This is a genomic window from Catenulispora sp. GAS73, from assembly GCF_041262085.1.
Lineage (GTDB): Bacteria > Actinomycetota > Actinomycetes > Streptomycetales > Catenulisporaceae > Catenulispora.
Window position 1 is genome coordinate 1 of record NZ_JBGCCM010000030.1, and the last position, 17,238, is coordinate 17,238.

14 protein-coding genes are annotated in these 17,238 nt (G+C 70.8%); 9 read left to right on the top strand and 5 right to left on the bottom strand.

The window, feature by feature from the left end:
• Positions 1-331 precede the first annotated feature (331 nt).
• From ABH935_RS36090 to ABH935_RS36110, 5 genes are all read left to right on the top strand, one after another.
• Complete coding sequence (locus tag ABH935_RS36090; RefSeq protein WP_370382459.1) at positions 332-1,357, top strand: LacI family DNA-binding transcriptional regulator; 1,026 nt, start codon at positions 332-334, stop codon at positions 1,355-1,357.
• Positions 1,358-1,510: 153 nt separating this feature from the next.
• Positions 1,511-2,665: a substrate-binding domain-containing protein gene (locus tag ABH935_RS36095; protein ID WP_370382460.1), complete on the top strand. Its 1,155-nt coding sequence runs from the start codon at positions 1,511-1,513 to the stop codon at positions 2,663-2,665.
• Between the two features lie 2 nt (positions 2,666-2,667).
• Positions 2,668-4,386, top strand: coding sequence for a sugar ABC transporter ATP-binding protein (locus ABH935_RS36100; RefSeq protein ID WP_370382461.1), 1,719 nt, complete (start codon positions 2,668-2,670; stop codon positions 4,384-4,386).
• On the top strand, positions 4,383-5,402 hold the full coding sequence (locus tag ABH935_RS36105; protein ID WP_370382462.1) for an ABC transporter permease: 1,020 nt from the start codon (positions 4,383-4,385) through the stop codon (positions 5,400-5,402). The genes ABH935_RS36100 and ABH935_RS36105 overlap by 4 nt, the downstream gene beginning before the upstream one ends.
• 104 nt (positions 5,403-5,506) lie before the next feature.
• Positions 5,507-6,982 (top strand): hypothetical protein, encoded by a 1,476-nt coding sequence (locus ABH935_RS36110; protein WP_370382463.1) that lies wholly within the window; start codon positions 5,507-5,509, stop codon positions 6,980-6,982.
• Between the two features lie 52 nt (positions 6,983-7,034).
• Here the strand turns inward: ABH935_RS36110 and ABH935_RS36115 are convergent, their stop codons facing one another.
• Positions 7,035-8,273: an MFS transporter gene (locus tag ABH935_RS36115; protein ID WP_370382464.1), complete on the bottom strand. Its 1,239-nt coding sequence runs from the start codon at positions 8,271-8,273 to the stop codon at positions 7,035-7,037.
• A gap of 60 nt (positions 8,274-8,333) precedes the next feature.
• Here ABH935_RS36115 and ABH935_RS36120 point away from each other — a divergent pair, with 60 nt between their 5' ends.
• Positions 8,334-9,320 (top strand): transcriptional regulator, encoded by a 987-nt coding sequence (locus tag ABH935_RS36120; RefSeq protein WP_370382465.1) that lies wholly within the window; start codon positions 8,334-8,336, stop codon positions 9,318-9,320.
• Between the two features lie 41 nt (positions 9,321-9,361).
• Here the strand turns inward: ABH935_RS36120 and ABH935_RS36125 are convergent, their stop codons facing one another.
• Complete coding sequence (locus ABH935_RS36125) at positions 9,362-10,228, bottom strand: hypothetical protein (RefSeq protein WP_370382466.1); 867 nt, start codon at positions 10,226-10,228, stop codon at positions 9,362-9,364.
• Between the two features lie 95 nt (positions 10,229-10,323).
• Positions 10,324-10,794: a winged helix-turn-helix transcriptional regulator gene (locus tag ABH935_RS36130; protein WP_370382467.1), complete on the bottom strand. Its 471-nt coding sequence runs from the start codon at positions 10,792-10,794 to the stop codon at positions 10,324-10,326.
• Positions 10,795-10,891: 97 nt separating this feature from the next.
• On the opposite strand from ABH935_RS36130, the gene ABH935_RS36135 reads away from it, so the two are divergent.
• Complete coding sequence (locus tag ABH935_RS36135) at positions 10,892-11,584, top strand: SDR family oxidoreductase (protein ID WP_370382468.1); 693 nt, start codon at positions 10,892-10,894, stop codon at positions 11,582-11,584.
• A gap of 14 nt (positions 11,585-11,598) precedes the next feature.
• Positions 11,599-13,191: an MFS transporter gene (locus ABH935_RS36140; RefSeq protein WP_370382469.1), complete on the top strand. Its 1,593-nt coding sequence runs from the start codon at positions 11,599-11,601 to the stop codon at positions 13,189-13,191.
• Here ABH935_RS36140 and ABH935_RS36145 read toward each other — a convergent pair.
• A complete protein-coding gene (locus ABH935_RS36145; protein WP_370382470.1) occupies positions 13,154-14,386 on the bottom strand; it encodes a cation:proton antiporter in 1,233 nt (410 codons plus the stop codon). The genes ABH935_RS36140 and ABH935_RS36145 overlap by 38 nt on opposite strands.
• Positions 14,387-14,503: 117 nt before the next feature.
• Positions 14,504-15,385, bottom strand: a complete 882-nt coding sequence (locus ABH935_RS36150; RefSeq protein ID WP_370382471.1) for an endo alpha-1,4 polygalactosaminidase — start codon at positions 15,383-15,385, stop codon at positions 14,504-14,506.
• A 181-nt stretch (positions 15,386-15,566) separates the two neighbouring features.
• Here ABH935_RS36150 and ABH935_RS36155 point away from each other — a divergent pair, with 181 nt between their 5' ends.
• Positions 15,567-16,982, top strand: coding sequence for a hypothetical protein (locus tag ABH935_RS36155; protein ID WP_370382472.1), 1,416 nt, complete (start codon positions 15,567-15,569; stop codon positions 16,980-16,982).
• The last annotated feature ends 256 nt before the right edge of the window (positions 16,983-17,238 follow it).

The following is a 17,238-nucleotide window of genomic DNA, read 5'->3' on the forward strand; positions in this document are numbered from 1 at the left end:
CATCATCCGCCTCGGCCCCACCGACGTGGTCCCGGCCGACGTGCGCCTGCTGACCGCGCAGGACCTGGCGGCCGACGCGGACCCCACAACACGGCCACACTCTCCTTACTCAGGGAGCCGTCGACCGTCACCGTGTTCCAGTGCCGCTTGCCCACCACGCGCGCACCCCCGGTTGCGAACAGGTTGCGGACTCTTGACGCTCCGGATGTTTGCGCTAACAATCGTCAACGCACAGCAACGCGCCACTGCTCGAAGCGGCAGAGCTCTGCCTTGCCGCCGTTCCTCGTCTGGGCCCGACCACCACCCGCCACCCCGAGAGATGTGAGGCGTCATGCAGATCGTCGTCGGCGACCGCGCTCCGGTCATGGCCGACGTCGCGCGGGTGGCAGGGGTGTCGCAGCAGACTGTGTCCCGCGTGCTCAACGATCGCCCGAACGTCCGGCCTGCCACGCGCGACCGCGTCATGGAGGCCATCAGGGAGCTGGGGTACCGCCCCAACGCCGCGGCTCGGACGCTGGTCACGCGGCGGACCCGCACTCTCGGCGTGATCAGCTTCAACACCACGCTCTACGGCCCCGCCTCCATGCTTTACGGCATCGAGCAGGCGGCGAAGCAGCACGACTACTTCGTCACCGTCGCCGCGCTGGCCGCCATGGACCGGCGGTCGGTGTTCGAGGCCGTGGAGCGGTTGCGCGACCAGGCGGTCGAGGGCATCGTCGCGATCGCGCCGCAGACCACCGCGGTCGGCGCGCTCGCGAACATGCCCTCCGACGTGCCGCTGGTCGCCGTCGGGTGCGGGGTGCACGCGCCGCTGAGCACGGTCGCGGTCGACAACGAGGCCGGGGCCGAGCGCGCCACCTCGTACCTGCTCGACCTCGGCCACCGCACCGTGCACCACCTGGCCGGTCCGCGTACCTGGCTGGACGCCCAGGAGCGCGAGGTCGGCTGGCGCCGGGCGCTGACGGTGCGCGGGGCGCGGGTCCCGGAGCCGTTCAAGGGCGGCGACTGGTCCGCGCGCACCGGGTACGAGCTCGGCCGCCAGATCGTCGGGGACGCCGACGTGACGGCCGTGTTCTGCGCCAACGACCACCTGGCGTTGGGCCTCATCAGGGCCCTGCAGGCCGCCGGGCGGCGGGTCCCGGAGCAGGTCAGCGTCGTCGGCTTCGACGACATCCCGGACGCCGAGTTCTTCGGCCCGGCGCTGACCACGGTCCGCCAGGACTTCGACGAGCTGGGGCGGCGCGCGCTGGTCGCCCTGATCCGCTCGATCGGCGGCGGCCGGCGTGCCGGGGAACCGGTGGCCGCCATCGACCCGAGCCTGGTGGTGCGTGCGTCCACCGCACGTCCCGCCCCCTGACCCCACTGATCGCACCACGCACACCGCGCCGCCGGCCGGCGCGAAATGTTACCGCTAACACTGCACCGCACCGCCAACAAAGCACCGCCAACACCGCACCGCCAAAGCACCGCCAACACACTCAGCAGGACTCCGGAAAGGATCTGAACGAGGATGGGCACCAGGACAATCCGCATCACCGCAGCCTGCGCGGCTGCGCTGCTCGTGGCCACGGCCGCGGCCTGCTCGAAGAACGGGTCGGGATCCTCCCCGTCGGGCACCGGCTCCACCGGTTCCGGCGGCGCCACCTCCGCACCGCCGGCCGCGCTGGCCGGCTCCATCACCTTCAACCAGGACAACCTCGCCAAGCTCGACGCGGCGCTGAAGACCGCGCTGGCCGGCAAGGACCTGTCCGGGGTGAACATCGCGATGGTGGTCAACGTCGCCGCCGACTACTGGAAGGCCGGCCAGGTCGGCTTCCAGAAGGGCTGCTCGGACCTGGGCCTGTCGGGCTCGAAGTGCACCTACTACGCGCCGCCGAACGGCAAGCTCACCGAGCAGAACTCCGAGATGGAGACCCTGCGCTCGCAGGGCGTCACCGGCTACGCGATCTCCGCGATCGACCCGACCTCGGCGGCCGGCACCATCCACACCGACGTCCAGCACGGCGTCAGCGTGCTGGCGATCGACTCCCCGCTGCCGGGCACCGACGCCGCCTCGCTCTACCTGGGCACGCCGAACTACACCGCCGGGCAGCAGGCCGGCCTGGCGATGAAGCAGGTCCTGGGCGGCAAGGGCAAGGTCGCGGTGCTGGTCGGCTCGCTGACCGCGGCCAACGCCACGCAGCGCATCCAGGGCTTCGAGGACGCGCTGAAGGGTTCGAGCATCACCGTCGCCCAGAAGGTCAACGACAACCTCTCGGCAGCCACCGCCACCTCCGACGCCGAGACCATCCTGGCCAACAACCCGGATGTGAACGGCCTCTACGGGGTCTACTCCTACGACGGCCCGGCGCTGGCCCAGGCGGTGCAGTCGGCCGGCAAGTCCAGCAGCGTGCACATCGTCTCCGACGACTCCGACGCCCAGACCCTGGGCTTCATCAAGTCCGGCGTCATCTCCGGCACCGTCGTGCAGATGCCCTACCAGCAGGGCTACACCGGCGCCTACATCCTGGCCGCCGAGAAGGTCCTCGGCAAGGACGCCACGATGGCGCTCGTCAAGCCCTACCTGGAGTCCGACGGCTCCACGCTCAGCTCCGGCGTGGGCCTGGTGACCTCCGCGGACCTGTCCGGGTACCAGGCGCTTGAGACGCAGCTGGGGATCAGCTGACGATGGCAGCCTCCGTCGACGCCCCCGGCCGCGCGGTCACCGCGCGGCTGCGGGGGGTCCACAAGTCCTACGGCCCGGTGCGGGTGCTGGACCTTCCCGAGCTGGACCTCTACGCCGGCCAGGTAGTCGGCGTCGTCGGGGAGAACGGCGCCGGCAAGTCCACGCTGATGGGCACGCTGTCCGGGTCGGTGCGCCGGGACGGCGGCGAGATCGAGATCGACGGCACGGCCCTGGTCCCGGGCTCGACCGAGGCCGCCGCCGCGCTCGGCATCGCCATGGTCTCCCAGGAGTTCCCGCTGGTCGGGCAGCTCTCGGTGGCCGAGAACCTGCTGCTGGGACGGCGTCCGCGCGGCTCCCGGCGGCGGGTCCTGCTCGACCGGCCGGCGCTGCGCCGCGAGGCGGTCGAGATGCTCGCCGAGATCGGCCTGTCCGCCACGGCCGTGCAGGTCGGCCGCCAGGTGCGGACCCTGCCGGTGCCCACGCGCCAGATGATCGAGATCGCCAAGGCCTGGGGCCGCCGCCCGAAGCTGCTCATCCTGGACGAGCCGACCTCCTCCCTCGGACCGGTCGAAGGCGCCCAGGTGCTGCGTCTGGCGCGCGAGCTGGCCGCGCGGGGCGGCACCGTCCTGTTCATCGGGCATCGGCTCGACGAGGTCCGCGAGGTCAGCGACCGGGTCCTGGTGCTGCGCAACGGCCGGCTGGTCGCCGACCTGACACCCGGCGAGGCGAGCGAGGAGCGCCTGATCCGGGAGATGGTCGGCGGCGAGGTGGCGCACTCGCGGCCGAAGGAGGAGCCGACCGACGCCCCGGTGCTGTTGTCCTTGCGCGGCCTGACAGCCGACGGCCTGGGCCCGGTCGATCTGGACCTGCGGGCCGGGGAGATCGTCGGGGTGGCCGGGCTGATGGGCTCCGGTCGCAGCCGCCTGATCCACACCGTGGCCGGGGCGCAACCCGCCACCGGCGGCAAGATGACGATCGCCGGTTCCCCCTACGCCCCGCACGGTCCCGGCGACGGCACGGCCGCGGGCATCGCGATGATCCCCGAGGACCGCAAGGAGCAGTCCCTGGTGGTGTTCGCCCCGATCCGGGCCAACGTCACGATCCCGATCCTGCGCCGCATCAGCACCCGCGGGCTGCTCGGCCCGCGCCGGGAACGGGCCGAGGCCGAGCGGATCACGGCGAGCGTCAACGTCCGCATGCGCTCCGTCGACCAGCCGATCGGCGCGCTGTCCGGGGGCAACCAGCAGCGCGCGATCTTCGGCCGGGCCTTCGCCACCGAACCGCGGCTGTTGCTGCTGGACGAGCCCACGCGCGGGGTCGACGTCGGGGCCAAGGCGGAGATCTACGAGCTCATCGACCGGGCCGCCGAGCGCGGGATGGCGGTGCTGGTCGCGTCCTCCGAGCTGGAGGAGCTGCTGTGGATCTGCCACCGGATCGCGGTGCTGAACCACGGCCGGCTGGCGACCGTGATCGACCGGGCCGAGGCCACCAAGGAACGGATCATGACGGCCGCGGCAGGCTCCGCCCCGATCGCGCCGATGGCAGAGGACGAGCCGGCGCGCGTGCCCGACGACGCGCCGGCACCGGTGCCGGAAGACGTACCAGAAAGCGTGCCCGAAGCCGGCGCGGAAAACGGGTCGGAAGACGGTCCGGCAGTCGGCTCGGAAGACGCGCAAGCAGACGTGTCGGAACACGTGTCAGAACACGGAGACGCACCATGACAGCACAGAGCACCCTGACCCCCGAGCAGGCGCCGCCGCGCGGGCAGCCGGCCGTCACGCGGCTGCTGCGCAAGCTCGCCGAATCGCCCGAGGCCGGCGTCATCGTGGCCTGCGTGCTGGTGTTCGCGATCATCGCGGCCAACGCCCCGACCTACACCTCGGTCGGCAACCTGCAGGTGATGGGCCGGGACCTGGCGCAGGTCGGGATCCTGGCGGTGGGGGAGTCCGTGGTCATCCTGACCGGCGGGATCGACCTGTCGGTCGGCGCGCTGGCCGGGCTCGCGGGCATCCTGACCGCCTGGTTCAACGTCAACCAGGGCCTGCCCGCGCCGGTGGCGATCGTCCTGACGCTGCTGATCTGCGCCGCGGTCGGGGTCTGGCACGGCACCATGGTGACCCGGCTGAACGTGCCGCCGTTCGTGATCACGCTGGTCACGTACACCATCGCGCAGGGCATGGCGCTGGCGATCACCACCGGCACGCCGATCAACGGGATCGATCCGCTGTTCAGCAACCTGAGTCAGTACTACATCGGCCGGGTGCCGGTGCCCGCGCTGTTCTTCCTCGGCGCGGTCGTGATCGCCTGGTTCGCACTGGAGCGCACGTACGTCGGGCGGCAGATCTACGCGGTCGGGGGCAACAAGGAGGCGGCCCGGCTGGCCGGTATCCCGATCGCGCGGCGCGTCACCTCCGCGTACGTCTCCAGCGCGGTCCTCGCCGGTGTCGTCGGCGTGCTGGTGATCGGCCGGATGAACGTGGCAGACCCCTCGGTCGGCAGCGGCTGGGAGCTGACCGCGATCGCCGCCGCCGTGGTCGGAGGAGTGTCGTTGTTCGGCGGCGAGGGGCGCATAGTCGGCATCGCGGCCGGCGCGATCCTGCTGGAGTTCATCGCCAACGGCCTGCTCGCGCTGCACGTGAACACCTACTACCAGACCGTCGTGCAGGGGGCGGTGCTCGGCGCCGCGATTCTGCTGGATCGGCTGCGGGCCAGGCTCTTCGGCAGGATCCGGAGATGAGGTTCTGAAGGCTGTTCCCTACTCCCCGGCTGCCGCAGTCTCCCTTTCTCGGCTGCGGCGACCGGGCCGCTCCTGCGACCGAGCCCGCCTGGCATCCTGGCCCCATGGACGCTGACGCCCCGACTCCGGTTCACCTCGGCAAAGTGGTGGACGGGCTGGCGGCGAACCCCGCCCTGCCGGCCGCCATGATCCGGCGCCTGTTCGCATGGCGGCGGGGAATGGGGAAGGTGGCGAAGCGGCGGGACCTCACCGATGACATGATCGCCGAGATCATCGAGCTCGACGACCACTGGCTCCTGCACAGCCTGGCACTCAACGAGCGGCTGCCGGACCGCTTCCGCATCCGACTCGCCTCCCACCGGAACAAGGGGGTGCGGTCCGCGCTCGCCGTCCGCGCCGCGACCGCGCCGAGGCAGATGCTGGAGCTGCTGATCGACGATCCCGAACCACAAGTCCGCGAGGAACTCGCCCAAAGCCGTCATACACCGCCCGATCTCCGAGCCCGCCTCGCCGCCGACCCCGACCCCGCGATCCGCGCCGCCCTGGCGAGATACTGGACCCAAGCGCCCGAGGAGGTCCGGCGGATCCTGCTGACCGATGCCGAGCCCAGGGTCCGTGGCGCCGCGTGCTCGACCTACTTCGCGCGCCCGCCGCATCCGACACCGCCCGCGGACCTGGTGCCGGCGCTGCTGGCGGATCCGGTGACCCGAGCGGGTGCGGTGATCCACGCCGTCCTGGACGCGGACACCCTTCGCCGGCTTGCCGAGGACCCGGACGACAACGTGCGCGCCGAACTCGCCCGCCATCCGGACCTGCCGCCGCCAGTCCGCGACATCCTCGCCGTCGATCCGGCCTTGAACGTCCGGATCAAGGTCTTCGCCCGGCCCGACACACCCGAGCACCTGCGGGCGCAGATCCACGCCTCGGTCCACGAGCTCTCGCGCGCGACGGCCGATCCGGGCCCCGACGTCGACGACGCAACGGAACAGCGCTGGATCGAGAATACTTTCGCGCCCATGGAACTGCGCATCCTGCATCTGGACTGGGTCACGGCCGATCCGCTGCCGCACATCGACTCGCCCTACGTCAGCTTCCGAGTTTCCGCGGCCTGCAACAAGTCCCTTCCCGCTGACGGGGTGGCACGGTTGCTGGACGACGAGGCGGAGAGGGTTCGCCTCACCATGGCCCACACCGCCCCGCACCTGGTCGATCCGGCGACGGCCGAGAGCATCGAGCGCCGCTACCGAGTGCGGGGGGACAAGTTCACGTTCTGGTGGGACGACGCGGAGGTCTTGACCTTCCCGCCGGAGACTCTGCGGCGCTTCGCCACCGACCCCGAGCCCAGGCTCCGCTCCTTCGCACCCCGCGATCCGGACCTGCCACCGGAACTCGCCGAGAAGCTGGCCCGCGACCCCGCGGATCGTGCTCGCCGCGCGGTCGCGGGCCACCGCAACCTTCCACTTCCAGCCCTGCTTCGGCTGCTCGCAGACTCATCAGAGTGCGTCGCGGAGGCTGCCGCCGCATCGCCGTCCCTTCCCGTCGAGCACATGGAACGGCTGCTGGCCCTGGCAGGCCTCTAACAGACAGGCCGCTGAGGTCCGGTTGCGATCGAGCGCATCGGCACGCTGATCCCTACGACGCGGGGGTGAGCGCGGGCACGGGCGAAGCTTCGGGTGCGGGCTCAGGCGTGGGCGTGGGCGTGGGCTCGGGCTCACGCTCGTCCCGCAGCCCACGAGCCAGACTCAGCGTCACCACCACCGACAGCGCGGCCATCACGGTCATCGCCGTACTCGGCGTGAACCACTGCGCCAGCACCCCGGCGACCACGGCCCCGACTCCCTGCATGGTCAGCATCCCCGACGACTGCAAACCCAGCGCCTGGCCGCTCAGCTCGTTCGGGGTCAGGGCCATGAGACGTTCCTGGAGCAGCAGACTCGCGGCGTACCCGATCGAGGCCAGCATGACCGCCACGGCCGCGATCGGTATCGCCGGGTGCAGCGCGAACACCAGGTACGGCACCGCGAGCAGGAGCCGCAGCGGCGCGCCGAGCATCCGACGCCACCGCGCGGGCAGGAAGCGGCCGGTCATGGTGTCGCCGAGCAGCATGCCGAACGCGGCGCTCGCGAACAGGACACCGGCGTGCTGCGGCGACAGCGACACGAACAGCGATTCGCAGCCCACGATCAGCCCGTTCGGCACCCACAGTGCGAGGAACACGTACCGGCGCGGTACGGAGGACCACAGCATCGCGTTGTTCCGCCACGTCTGGGCGATCGACGGCCGCCCCGACGCGCGCTGCGGCCGGGCGCTGAGCCCGAGGCGTGCGACGACGGCGGCGGCGAAGTAGAGCCCTGCGCCGACCAGCAGCGTCACGCGCGGCGACAGCGCCGTCAGCAGCACGCCGCCGAGGCCGTAGCCGCAGATCTGCATGGTCCCGACCGCCATGTTCAGCACCGAGCGGCCGAGCAGGTAGCCGTCCTTCGGCAGGACCTCGTTGAGCAGGCCGTAGCGCACGCCGCCGCCGACCGAGGCCAGCACGCCGATCACGAACAGGATGCCGAACGAGGCCGCGACCGGCAGCCCCGGGATCGCCTGCGCGGCCGTGGCGATCGCGAACGCGAGCGCGAGGCCGGACAGCGCGGCGCGCGGCGGGATCAGGTCGGCGGCCGACATCAGCGCCGTCGCCCCGACCACTTGCGCGAGGCTGGGCCCGAACATGCTCAGGGCCGACAGCAGCGGCGATCCGGTGGCCGCGTAGATGAGGGTGCCCAGCGCCAAGCCACTGACGGTCTGCGCGGCGACCTGGGACAGGCTGGTGAAGAACAGGGGCTGGAATTCGGGGGAAGCGAAGAGCTGCCGGTACGTTCGCATGGTCGTCAGTGTGCGAGCGGATGCGCGGCGCCAGGTACAGTTTCGCCAGGAGGCGAAACCATGACGCTGTGGCTGGTCGACACCGACACCCTCGCCAGCGGCCGGTTCGTGGTCTCGCCGCTCGCGGAGACGCTGGCTTGCCTGCAGACGCTCCACCGCCGGACCACGGCGCACCCGGCGGAAAAGGCCTGGTTCGACGAACACAATCCCGCCTTCCTCGCCATGGTGGCCGCCGACCCGCTGACCGGCCCGCTGCTGGAGGCGGCTCTGGGCTCCCGCTCGCACTGGATCGCCGATCTGCTGGCCCCGGTGCCGACCGGCGACCAGAGCTTCGAGGAGGAAGTGCGGCAGGTCCGCGCGACGTCACCGGAGCTGGCTCTGGCGAACCTGACCGTCGCCCACGGCGGCCCGCTGCCCGACCTCCTGGACCGCACGGACCTCGCGCCGCGCCTGGCCGACATCCTGGAGTGGATCTGGACACAGACCGCAGAGGCCACGTGGGAGCGCCGCCGCCGGCTGATGGAAGCCGACATCGTCTCCCGCACCGCCCAACTGAGCCAGGCCGGCTGGGCCGCCGCGCTGAGTGCGATGCGTCCCGGCATGCGGTGGCTCGGCGACGGCACCCTGCAGATCAACCTGCACAACTTCCCGCCCCGCCAGGTCTCCGGCGCGCGCCTGTACTTCGCGCCGGTGACGCCCGGGCGCGGCTGGGTGGCCTGGGACGACAAGCCGCAGTACGCGATCATCTATCCCTGCACCGGCGCCATGGCGGACGTCGGCACGACCGTCGCACCCCGGCCGCTGGCCCGCCTGCTCGGTGCGAACCGCGCAACGATCCTGCTGCTCCTGGCCTCTCCGAAGAGCACCACGCACCTGGTCACGCTGACCGGCCAGCCGCTCGGCTCGGTCGGCCGCCACCTCAAGGTCCTGCTCGACGCCGACCTGGTGCGTCGCCGCCGCTCCGGCCGGTCGGTGCTGTACTACCGGACGTCGGCCGGCGACGTGCTCGTCGAGAGCGCTTCGCGCGGGAGTCGGGACGACGAGTAGGCGGCATCAAGATCTGCGACATGCCCCGACCACATCCCTTTTCAGCCCTCCATGGAGAGCATCACCGGTGTCGCGTCCTCGCCCCGGAAGTGGACGGCCATCCAGTACCCGTCGGCGAAGTATCCGGCACCGCCGTCGCTGTAGTTCAGGATGAAATCGCCGGAGTAGTAGAACTCCAGCCGGAAAGCGATGGCCTCCCTGAAGAGCTCAGCTTCGGCCTGCTCCGAGGTCCGATCATCCGGGCCGCGGTCCCACAGATATCGAAGCCAGCGGTCCCACAGGTAGCGAAGCCCGGACTGCCGGATCCGCTCGAAGTCGTCCAGCAGCGTGCGCACTGATGGGAGCAGAGCCTTGATGCGTTCGGGCTCCGCCGCGCCGAAACGGACGTACACCTGGTCCGAGGGTGGCTCAAAAGTCGCTGAGTATTCGTACAGATCCTCATCGAACTCGAAGCCGCCGAGCACCTCGTCGCTGATCTCGGGGACGGGGCGGTCCGGCGCGTCGGTCGCGTACATGCGCGCGATCGCCTCCCACGACTGCTCCAGATGCGCCTGGTAGCAGGGGTTGTGTTCCTCGTCGAGGATCGGCGGCTGGTTGGCGAACTGGCCGGGGGTGGCCTTCAACGTGCGGCCGTCGGCGGCGTGCAGGATCCAGTGCCGGTCGTCGTGGTCGATGCGCTGGACGCGGAACGAGCCCGGGATGTCCTGGACACCGAACACCGGCCTGTTTGCCGCGCGGGCCAGCGCCACGGTGCCGGTCTGCCGGCCATCCGGACCGGGCTCGACGACGAAGACGCTGTTCAGCGGGCGCGCGACACCGGCCACGGCGCCTTCGGGCAGGTTCTCCAGCAGCGGCGTCGCGTCGCCTTGCACCGCCTTGCACCACAGGTCGTGGTCACTGTCACGCACGTGCTCTCCTCGGTCAGACAGACGACCGGCCGAACTTCTCACGCGTCGTGGACAGCGGCGGACGGCACTTTTGACGTTGTCGCGGACGCCACCGCTTAGTCAGGCCGCCGACTCCACAGTTCCACCTCATCAAGCCCCACCTCATGGTGGCTCCGGCAGGACACAGTCACATCCACACTCTCCCCGCAGCCGATGTGCGCGATGTCCACCGACTCCGGTCCGCCTGCGTGCTTCTGGCCCCAGCGGAACAGCGCGAACATCGCGGGCATCAGATCCCGCCCCGACTCGGTGAGCAGGTACTCCTCCCGGGACCGGCCGCCGGGGTCGCGGTAGGGCTGGCGGGCCAGCAGGCCGGCGTCGGCCAGCGCCTTGAGGTTCGCTGAGGTGGTCGCCGGGGCCATGCCGACGCGCTGCGCGAAGTCGTCGAAGCGGGTGGTGCCGTAGAAGGCCTCGCGCATGATCAGCATTGAGTTGCGGGTGCCGATCACGGCCATCGCCTTCTCGACGGGGCAGGCGCCGATCGGGGACCAGGTGGTCCGGTCGTCCAGGGGCGGGTGCAGCTCCATGGGCACGGCCTCCTCCGAGTTGACTTCAGTTTGCTGTAGTCAGATACTACCCGGTGTCAGCTGACTTCAGTTAGCCGAAGTGTCAAAGGAGCCCGCCATGAAGCTTGAGAACAGCGTCGTCCTGGTCACCGGTGCCACCGGTGGCCTGGGGCAGGAGTTTGTCCGGCAGGCCCTGGAGCGGGGCGCCGCCAAGGTCTACGCCGCCGCGCGCCGGGACCGGGACTGGGCCGATCCGCGGGTCGTGCCGATCAAGCTCGACGTCGCCGACCCCGCCGCGATCGAGGCCGCCGCAGCCGCCGCAGGGGACGTTACCGTCCTCATCAACAACGCGGGTGTCAGCGGCCCGCGTTCGCTGCTCACCGGCGACCTGGAGGAGATCCGCGCGACCTACGAGACCAACGTGTTCGGTCCTCTGGCACTGGTCCGGGCCTTCGCGCCAACACTCGCGGCCAACGGTGGCGGCGCGGTCGTCGACATCCACTCGGTGCTCAGCTGGATCGCCACGCCCGGTGCCTACAGCTCCAGCAAGGCAGCGTTCTGGGGCCTGACCAACTCCCTGCGTCTGGAGTTGGCGGCGCAGGGCACGCAGGTCCTCGGCGCGCACTTCGGCTACGTCGACACCCCCATGACCGCGCACCTGCCCGAGGGCACCGACAAGTCAGCGCCCGACGACATCGCCGGCCGGGTCCTGGACGCCCTGGAAGCCGACGAGAAGGAAGTCTTCGCCGACGCCCTGACCGAGTCGGTCCGTGCGGGCCTGGCCGGCCTGACCACCGGCGTCTTCGCCTAGGAAGCGCGCCGACCATGACCGAGACCCACCTGGCGTCGTCCTCCGGCGCCCCCGGACCTTCCTCGGACGCCGGCTCCGGCTCCGTGCGCAGCTCACCGACCCCGCCTCCCGCCGGCGCCAAGAACCGCGCGCTGGCCCTGGCTGTCATCTGCGTCGGCACAATGATGGCCTTCGTCAACGTCTCCTCGACGATCGGCGCCCTGGCCCGCATCCAAGCCGACCTGCACTCCTCGCCGACCGCCATCGTCTGGATCACCAGCGCCTACAGCCTGGTCGTGGCCGGCCTCATCCTCGCCGCCGGAACACTCAGCGACCTGATCGGCCGCCGCCTGGTCTTCGGCCTGGGCGTCCTGTTCTTCATCGGTGGCAGCGTCATCGCCGCCACCGCGGGCCAGACCGGCACGCTCATCGCCGCCCAGGCGGTCATCGGCGTCGGCGGCGCGCTGCTGCTGCCCAGCGGCTTGGCCATCGTCAGCCACGAGTTCTCCGATCCCCGGCAGCGCACCGAGGCCGTCTCGATCTGGGCCGGCAGCTCCGGGCTGGGCCTGGCGATCGGGCCGGTCGGGTCCGGCCTGCTGCTGGCGCACTACTCCTGGCACGCGATCTTCACGATCAACATCGTGCTCGGCGCGCTGGCCCTGGCCGGGACCGTGTTCCTGATCCCGGACAGCCGGCACCCGGGACGCCGGCTCGACCCGGTCGGGCTGGTCCTGGGGACCGTCACGGTCGTGATGCTGACCTTCGGCATCATCCAGGGCAAGACGCTCGGCTACGGCTCGCCGGCCATCCTGTCCTCCTACGCGGTCGCGGCCGTCTGTCTGGCCGCCTTCATCTGGTACGAGGCCCGGCATCCGGACCCGATGATCGACGTGCGGCTGTTCCGTTCGGCCTCGTTCAGCGCGGTGATGGCGGTGGCGGCCACGTCGATGATCGGCTTCACCGGCACGGCGCTGCTGAGCGTGCTCTACCTCCAGCGCGTCCAGGGCCTCACCCCGCTCGGCGCGGGCACGCGCGCGCTGATGATGTTCGTGCCCTTCATCGCGGTCAGCTCGGTGGCCGGCCGGATCGTGCACCGCGTCGGTTTCAAGCTCGTCCTCACCGCCGGGCTGCTGGCGATGGCCGCGGGGATCTTCGCGCTGCGCTGGTCGCAGGCCGGTCCCGGCTTCGGGCACGTGTGGCCCGGGCTGCTGGTCGTCGGCATCGGCGCCGGGCTGCTGGTCGCGCCGTCGACCGCGGCGGCGGTGATCAGCGTTCCGGCCGCGCGGGCGGGGATGGCGAGCTCGGTGGTGAACATGTTCCGGCAGCTCGGGAACGTGCTCGGCGCCAGCGTCCTGGGGACGATTCTGACCTCGAAGTTCGCCGACAACCTCACCTCGGATCTGACCCGGCGCAGGCTGCCGGGGCCGGTCGTGGACCAGGTCGTCGCCGGGGCTAAGCGCGGCGCGGACGCCTCCGGGCTGCCGGCGAACCTGGCCTCCGTGGTCGGGGACGCCGCCCGGCACTCCTTCAACGAGGCCTTCCATACGGGCCTGCTCGTCGCCGGGGTGTTCGTGCTCGTGATCGCCGTACCTACGCTGGTGCTGGTTCGTCATCGGCCGGCGAGCTGAGCCGTTGCGCGGCCAGCGGCACCGCCACCCCGTGCAGCAGCAGGCTCCCGAGCAGCACGATCGTCATCGTGGCGAGCGTCAGGTCGGCGTCCTCGTCGCGGGTGGCGTTGTAGGCGAGCAGCCCGAACACGATCGACGTAGTACCGCGCGGTCCGACCAGGCCCAGGAGCGTGCGGTCCACGAACGTCGCGCCGGTGCCGAGCATCGCCAGATACACCGGCACCATGCGCACGACCGTCAGCACCAGGACGCTGTAAAGGATCACCGATCCCGGAACGCCGACCTGGAACACCAGCACCGCGACGGCGCCGAACACGAACCACACGATCAGCGAGGCGACCGTGCCCAGCGCCTCGACAGTGGCGAACTCCGACTCCGGCAGGGGAGTTTGCTCGCCTCGGAACCCCATCCGGGCACGCTTGTAGGAGATGCCCGCCAGGAACGCCGCCACGAAGCCGTTCCCGCCGACGGACACCGCGATCGAATAGGTGACGATCGGCAGCAGCAGCGCCGCGATGCCCACCGACTCCGCGCTCGACCAGCGCTCGCGCTCCGAGCGCCGCAGCACGGTGCCGGTGACCGTGCCGAGCCCGACACCGACCAGCACCGCGTACGCCGCGGCCGGGAACGCCTGCCGCAGCGCGTCCTCCGGGGATCCGCCGTGCCCTGATTCGCCGATCAGCAGGATGCCGAAGGCGAACGCGGGGGAGAACAGGCCGTCGTTGTAGCCGCTCTCCACGGCCAGTACGTGCCGCACCCACAGCGGCAGGTTGCGGTCCTTGAGCAGGTGTGGGGCGGTGGCGAAGTCCAACGGCGCCACCACGCAGGCGATCACGAACGCCACCGCCCACGACGGCGTCGGCAGCAGCGGCACCCCCACGGCGAACGCCGCGGCCACCATCACCGGCAGCGCGATGAACAGCAGCCGCACCACCGCGCCGCGCTCGCCGGCCAGGAACCCGTCGCGCACCACGGTCGCGTCGACGAACAGGAGCACGGCCAGCACGAGTTCGACGATGCGCTCGGCGATGTGCGTGTCCAGACGCTCGGCGAAGCCGGTCCCGCCGATCAGCCCGGCCACGACGCCGCCGGCCACCATGAACAGCGGGCCGGAGATGTGCCGGCGCGCCAGGCGGCGCGCGGCGAAGGTCCACGCCAGCATCACGACCAGGCTGGACACGATCAGGGGCAGCATACCGTGAGGTTACTGACATAGTGGGCTGATTCCGGCACAGGCGAGGGAAGGCGAGCGTGTCCCCACCGGCAGCGCTCGCCTTCCCTCTTTATCAGTCGGGCTGGTGGTCAGGCTGGATCAGCGGCAGGGCTGGAAGGTCTTGTCGTCCAGGTTGATGTCGAAGCGCACGCCGTTGAAGTCGTTCGCGTTGTCCTTGGAGCAGAACGAGGAGGTAGACAGCTTGTACTCGGCCTGGAAGACCGGCTTGCCGGCGGCGACGTACTGGTCGTAGCCGTAGTCGCCGTTCTGTGCGGTGGTGCATTCCTTGTACTGGTTGCACTGCTCGTTCAGCGCGCCGTCGAAGTAGGGGAGCAGTTGTGGGATCTGCTCATTGTCGTTCTTCTGCAGGACGCTCATGCCGCGGGCGTGGGAATCGTTGGCCAGGGTGGCGTTGAAGTAGAGCTGGTCGGTGGCGGTCAGCGGGAAGCCGGTGCTGTTGGTGTAGCCGTCGACGTTGTCGAGCTCGACCATGTCGAAGCCCTTCTGGCGGCACATGTCCAGGCGGGCGTCCATGATCTTGCGTAGGGCGCTGCCGGACTTCTGGATCTCGCGGACGTCCAGCCACTTCTCGCCGGGCCAGCCGTTGCGGCTGCCCAGGACCGCGGACGGGAACTGCGAGGCGTCCGGGCGCCAGTTCTCGTAGGTGCCCGCGGACAGGTAGCAGACGGCCTTGATGCCGGCCGAGTGCAGCGCGGAGACGTTCGCGGCGGAGTTGTTGAAGCCGTCGACGTCGTACATCTGGACGTTGCGGAAGGGCGCGCTCGGGACCGTGGACAGGACCCAGTTCCAGGACGTCTGCAGGTTCGGCTGCCAACAGCCGTTGCAGGCGGCCGGGCTCGGCAGGGACGGCGTCGCGGTGGCCGCTGAGGCGGCCGGGGTGAGGGCGACGGTCGCGGCGGCGGCGAGGGCGAGGCCGGCTGCTGCCGCGGCCATGCGCTTGGGCGATGGAGTCAGGGGCATGATTTCTCCTCGTCGAGAATTGTGGCGGTTCTCGTGCTGGGCGATTCTTAGCAGCGGGGCCGTCGCAGTGTCGAGGTATGGATGGGAAACGCGCAGTCCCGGTGAGCGACTGGGCCGAATCGCTCATGTCGGGTGCGTTTTCGTTGACGGGGGTCGGTGCGGTGCGCACGCTCTGTGCGGTATGAAGCCACAAGTCCTGGCAGTCGCGGCTCTGGCCGCGCTCGTGCCGTCAATGCTCGCGGTGTCGGCCTTCGCCGACGCTTCCGGCGCCCCCTCCACGGTGTATGTCGCTCCGGGCGGCTCCGATTCGGCGGCGGGTAGTTCGACCGCTCCGTTCGCCACGATCCAGCGCGGGGTCTCGGCGGTGTCTGGCGGTGGCACGGTCGTCGTGCGCGGCGGGACCTACGCGCAGCGCGTCAGTCTGCACAACGCGAAGAACGTCACCATCACCGCGGCCGCCGGCGAGCACCCGGTGCTCGACGGCTCCAAGCTGACCGTCCCGAGCGGCCGCTCGGCGATGGTCGACATCGCCGACAGCACCTCGGTCGCGGTGCAGGGCCTGGAGATCACCGGCTACCGCACCAAGGACATCGCCGGGATGCCGATCGGGATCTACGTCCACGGCGGGGACACCGGCGTCACGATCAGCGGCGACCATGTGCACGACATGGGCAACGACAACGGCACGCTCGGCAGCATGGCGATGAACGCGCACGGCATCGCCGCGTACGGGGACTCCCCGACGCGGTCGATCAGCGGCCTGGTCATCGACCACAACGAGGTCGACCACCTGCACCTCGGGGCCAGCGAGTCGGTGGTGGTGAACGGGAACGTCGACGGGTGGCGGATCACCGCGAACCGGGTTCACGACAACAACAACATCGGGATCGACGCCATCGGCTTCGAGGCGACGCTGCCGCCGGCGTACCGGTACACGGACCTGAACCGTGCCCGCAACGGGGTGATCAGCGGGAACACCGTGGAGAACATCATCTCGGCGGGCAACCCCGCGTACTGGTCGTCGACCGGCTGGTGCAACTGCGCGGACGGTCTCTACGTCGACGGCGGCACGCACATCGACATCGCCGGCAACACGGTGCACGCCGACGACATCGGCATAGAGGTGGCGGCGGAGAACCCGAAGGGCGCCGCCGACCACGTGACGGTCGAGGGCAACGCGGTCAGCGACAGCCGCTACGTCGGCATCACCACCGGCGGCTACTGCGACGGCGGCCAGGACTGCGGGGGCGTGCAGACCGGGACGTCGTTCGCGAACACGTTCACCGGCAACGTGCTGCGGAACAACAACACGGACCACGACGGCTCACCGGAGTTCCTGATCCAGTACCACGAGAGCGGCAACCGCATCACCGGCAACACGATCTGCGCCGCCGGCCCCGGCACGCTGCTGATCGGCACGGTCGCACGTTCGGGCTCGGGCGCGGGGGATGTCGTGGACGGGAACCGGTACTCGGCCGCTGCCGCGGACGCGGCGTCGGCGCGGTGGGGGTGGCATGCGGTGACGTACACCGGGTTCGGCGCCTATCAGGCCGCGACGGGGCTGGACGCGCATAGCGTGTTCGCAGGGTCCTGCTGAGCGGACGGAAAGCCATGGCATCGGCAGCTCGATGATTCGGGCTGCCGATGGCGCTTGGGCGCTGGCGGGTTGCGGTTGGCCCGGGGGATGGCAGGCCGCCGCCGTACCGCCGCACCGCCGCACCGCCGCACCGCCGCACCGCCGCACCGCCGCGCCGCCGCGCCGCCGCGCGTGTTCGCCGGTCAGCTGCCTGCGCCGCGCCCGGCCAACTGCCCGCTGGTGTGCCCGCCGCCCCGCACCGCCGCGCCGCCGCGCG

Bases quoted from the DNA above. Each gene is read 5' to 3' on its own strand.
- ABH935_RS36090 (WP_370382459.1), top strand. From the start codon at position 332: ATGCAGATCGTCGTCGGCGACCGCGCTCCGGTCATGGCCGACGTCGCG.
- ABH935_RS36095 (WP_370382460.1), top strand. From the start codon at position 1,511: ATGGGCACCAGGACAATCCGCATCACCGCAGCCTGCGCGGCTGCGCTG.
- ABH935_RS36100 (WP_370382461.1), top strand. From the start codon at position 2,668: ATGGCAGCCTCCGTCGACGCCCCCGGCCGCGCGGTCACCGCGCGGCTG.
- ABH935_RS36105 (WP_370382462.1), top strand. From the start codon at position 4,383: ATGACAGCACAGAGCACCCTGACCCCCGAGCAGGCGCCGCCGCGCGGG.
- ABH935_RS36110 (WP_370382463.1), top strand. From the start codon at position 5,507: ATGGACGCTGACGCCCCGACTCCGGTTCACCTCGGCAAAGTGGTGGAC.
- ABH935_RS36115 (WP_370382464.1), bottom strand. From the start codon at position 8,273: ATGCGAACGTACCGGCAGCTCTTCGCTTCCCCCGAATTCCAGCCCCTG.
- ABH935_RS36120 (WP_370382465.1), top strand. From the start codon at position 8,334: ATGACGCTGTGGCTGGTCGACACCGACACCCTCGCCAGCGGCCGGTTC.
- ABH935_RS36130 (WP_370382467.1), bottom strand. From the start codon at position 10,794: ATGGAGCTGCACCCGCCCCTGGACGACCGGACCACCTGGTCCCCGATC.
- ABH935_RS36135 (WP_370382468.1), top strand. From the start codon at position 10,892: ATGAAGCTTGAGAACAGCGTCGTCCTGGTCACCGGTGCCACCGGTGGC.
- ABH935_RS36140 (WP_370382469.1), top strand. From the start codon at position 11,599: ATGACCGAGACCCACCTGGCGTCGTCCTCCGGCGCCCCCGGACCTTCC.
- ABH935_RS36145 (WP_370382470.1), bottom strand. From the start codon at position 14,386: ATGCTGCCCCTGATCGTGTCCAGCCTGGTCGTGATGCTGGCGTGGACC.
- ABH935_RS36150 (WP_370382471.1), bottom strand. From the start codon at position 15,385: ATGCCCCTGACTCCATCGCCCAAGCGCATGGCCGCGGCAGCAGCCGGC.
- ABH935_RS36155 (WP_370382472.1), top strand. From the start codon at position 15,567: ATGAAGCCACAAGTCCTGGCAGTCGCGGCTCTGGCCGCGCTCGTGCCG.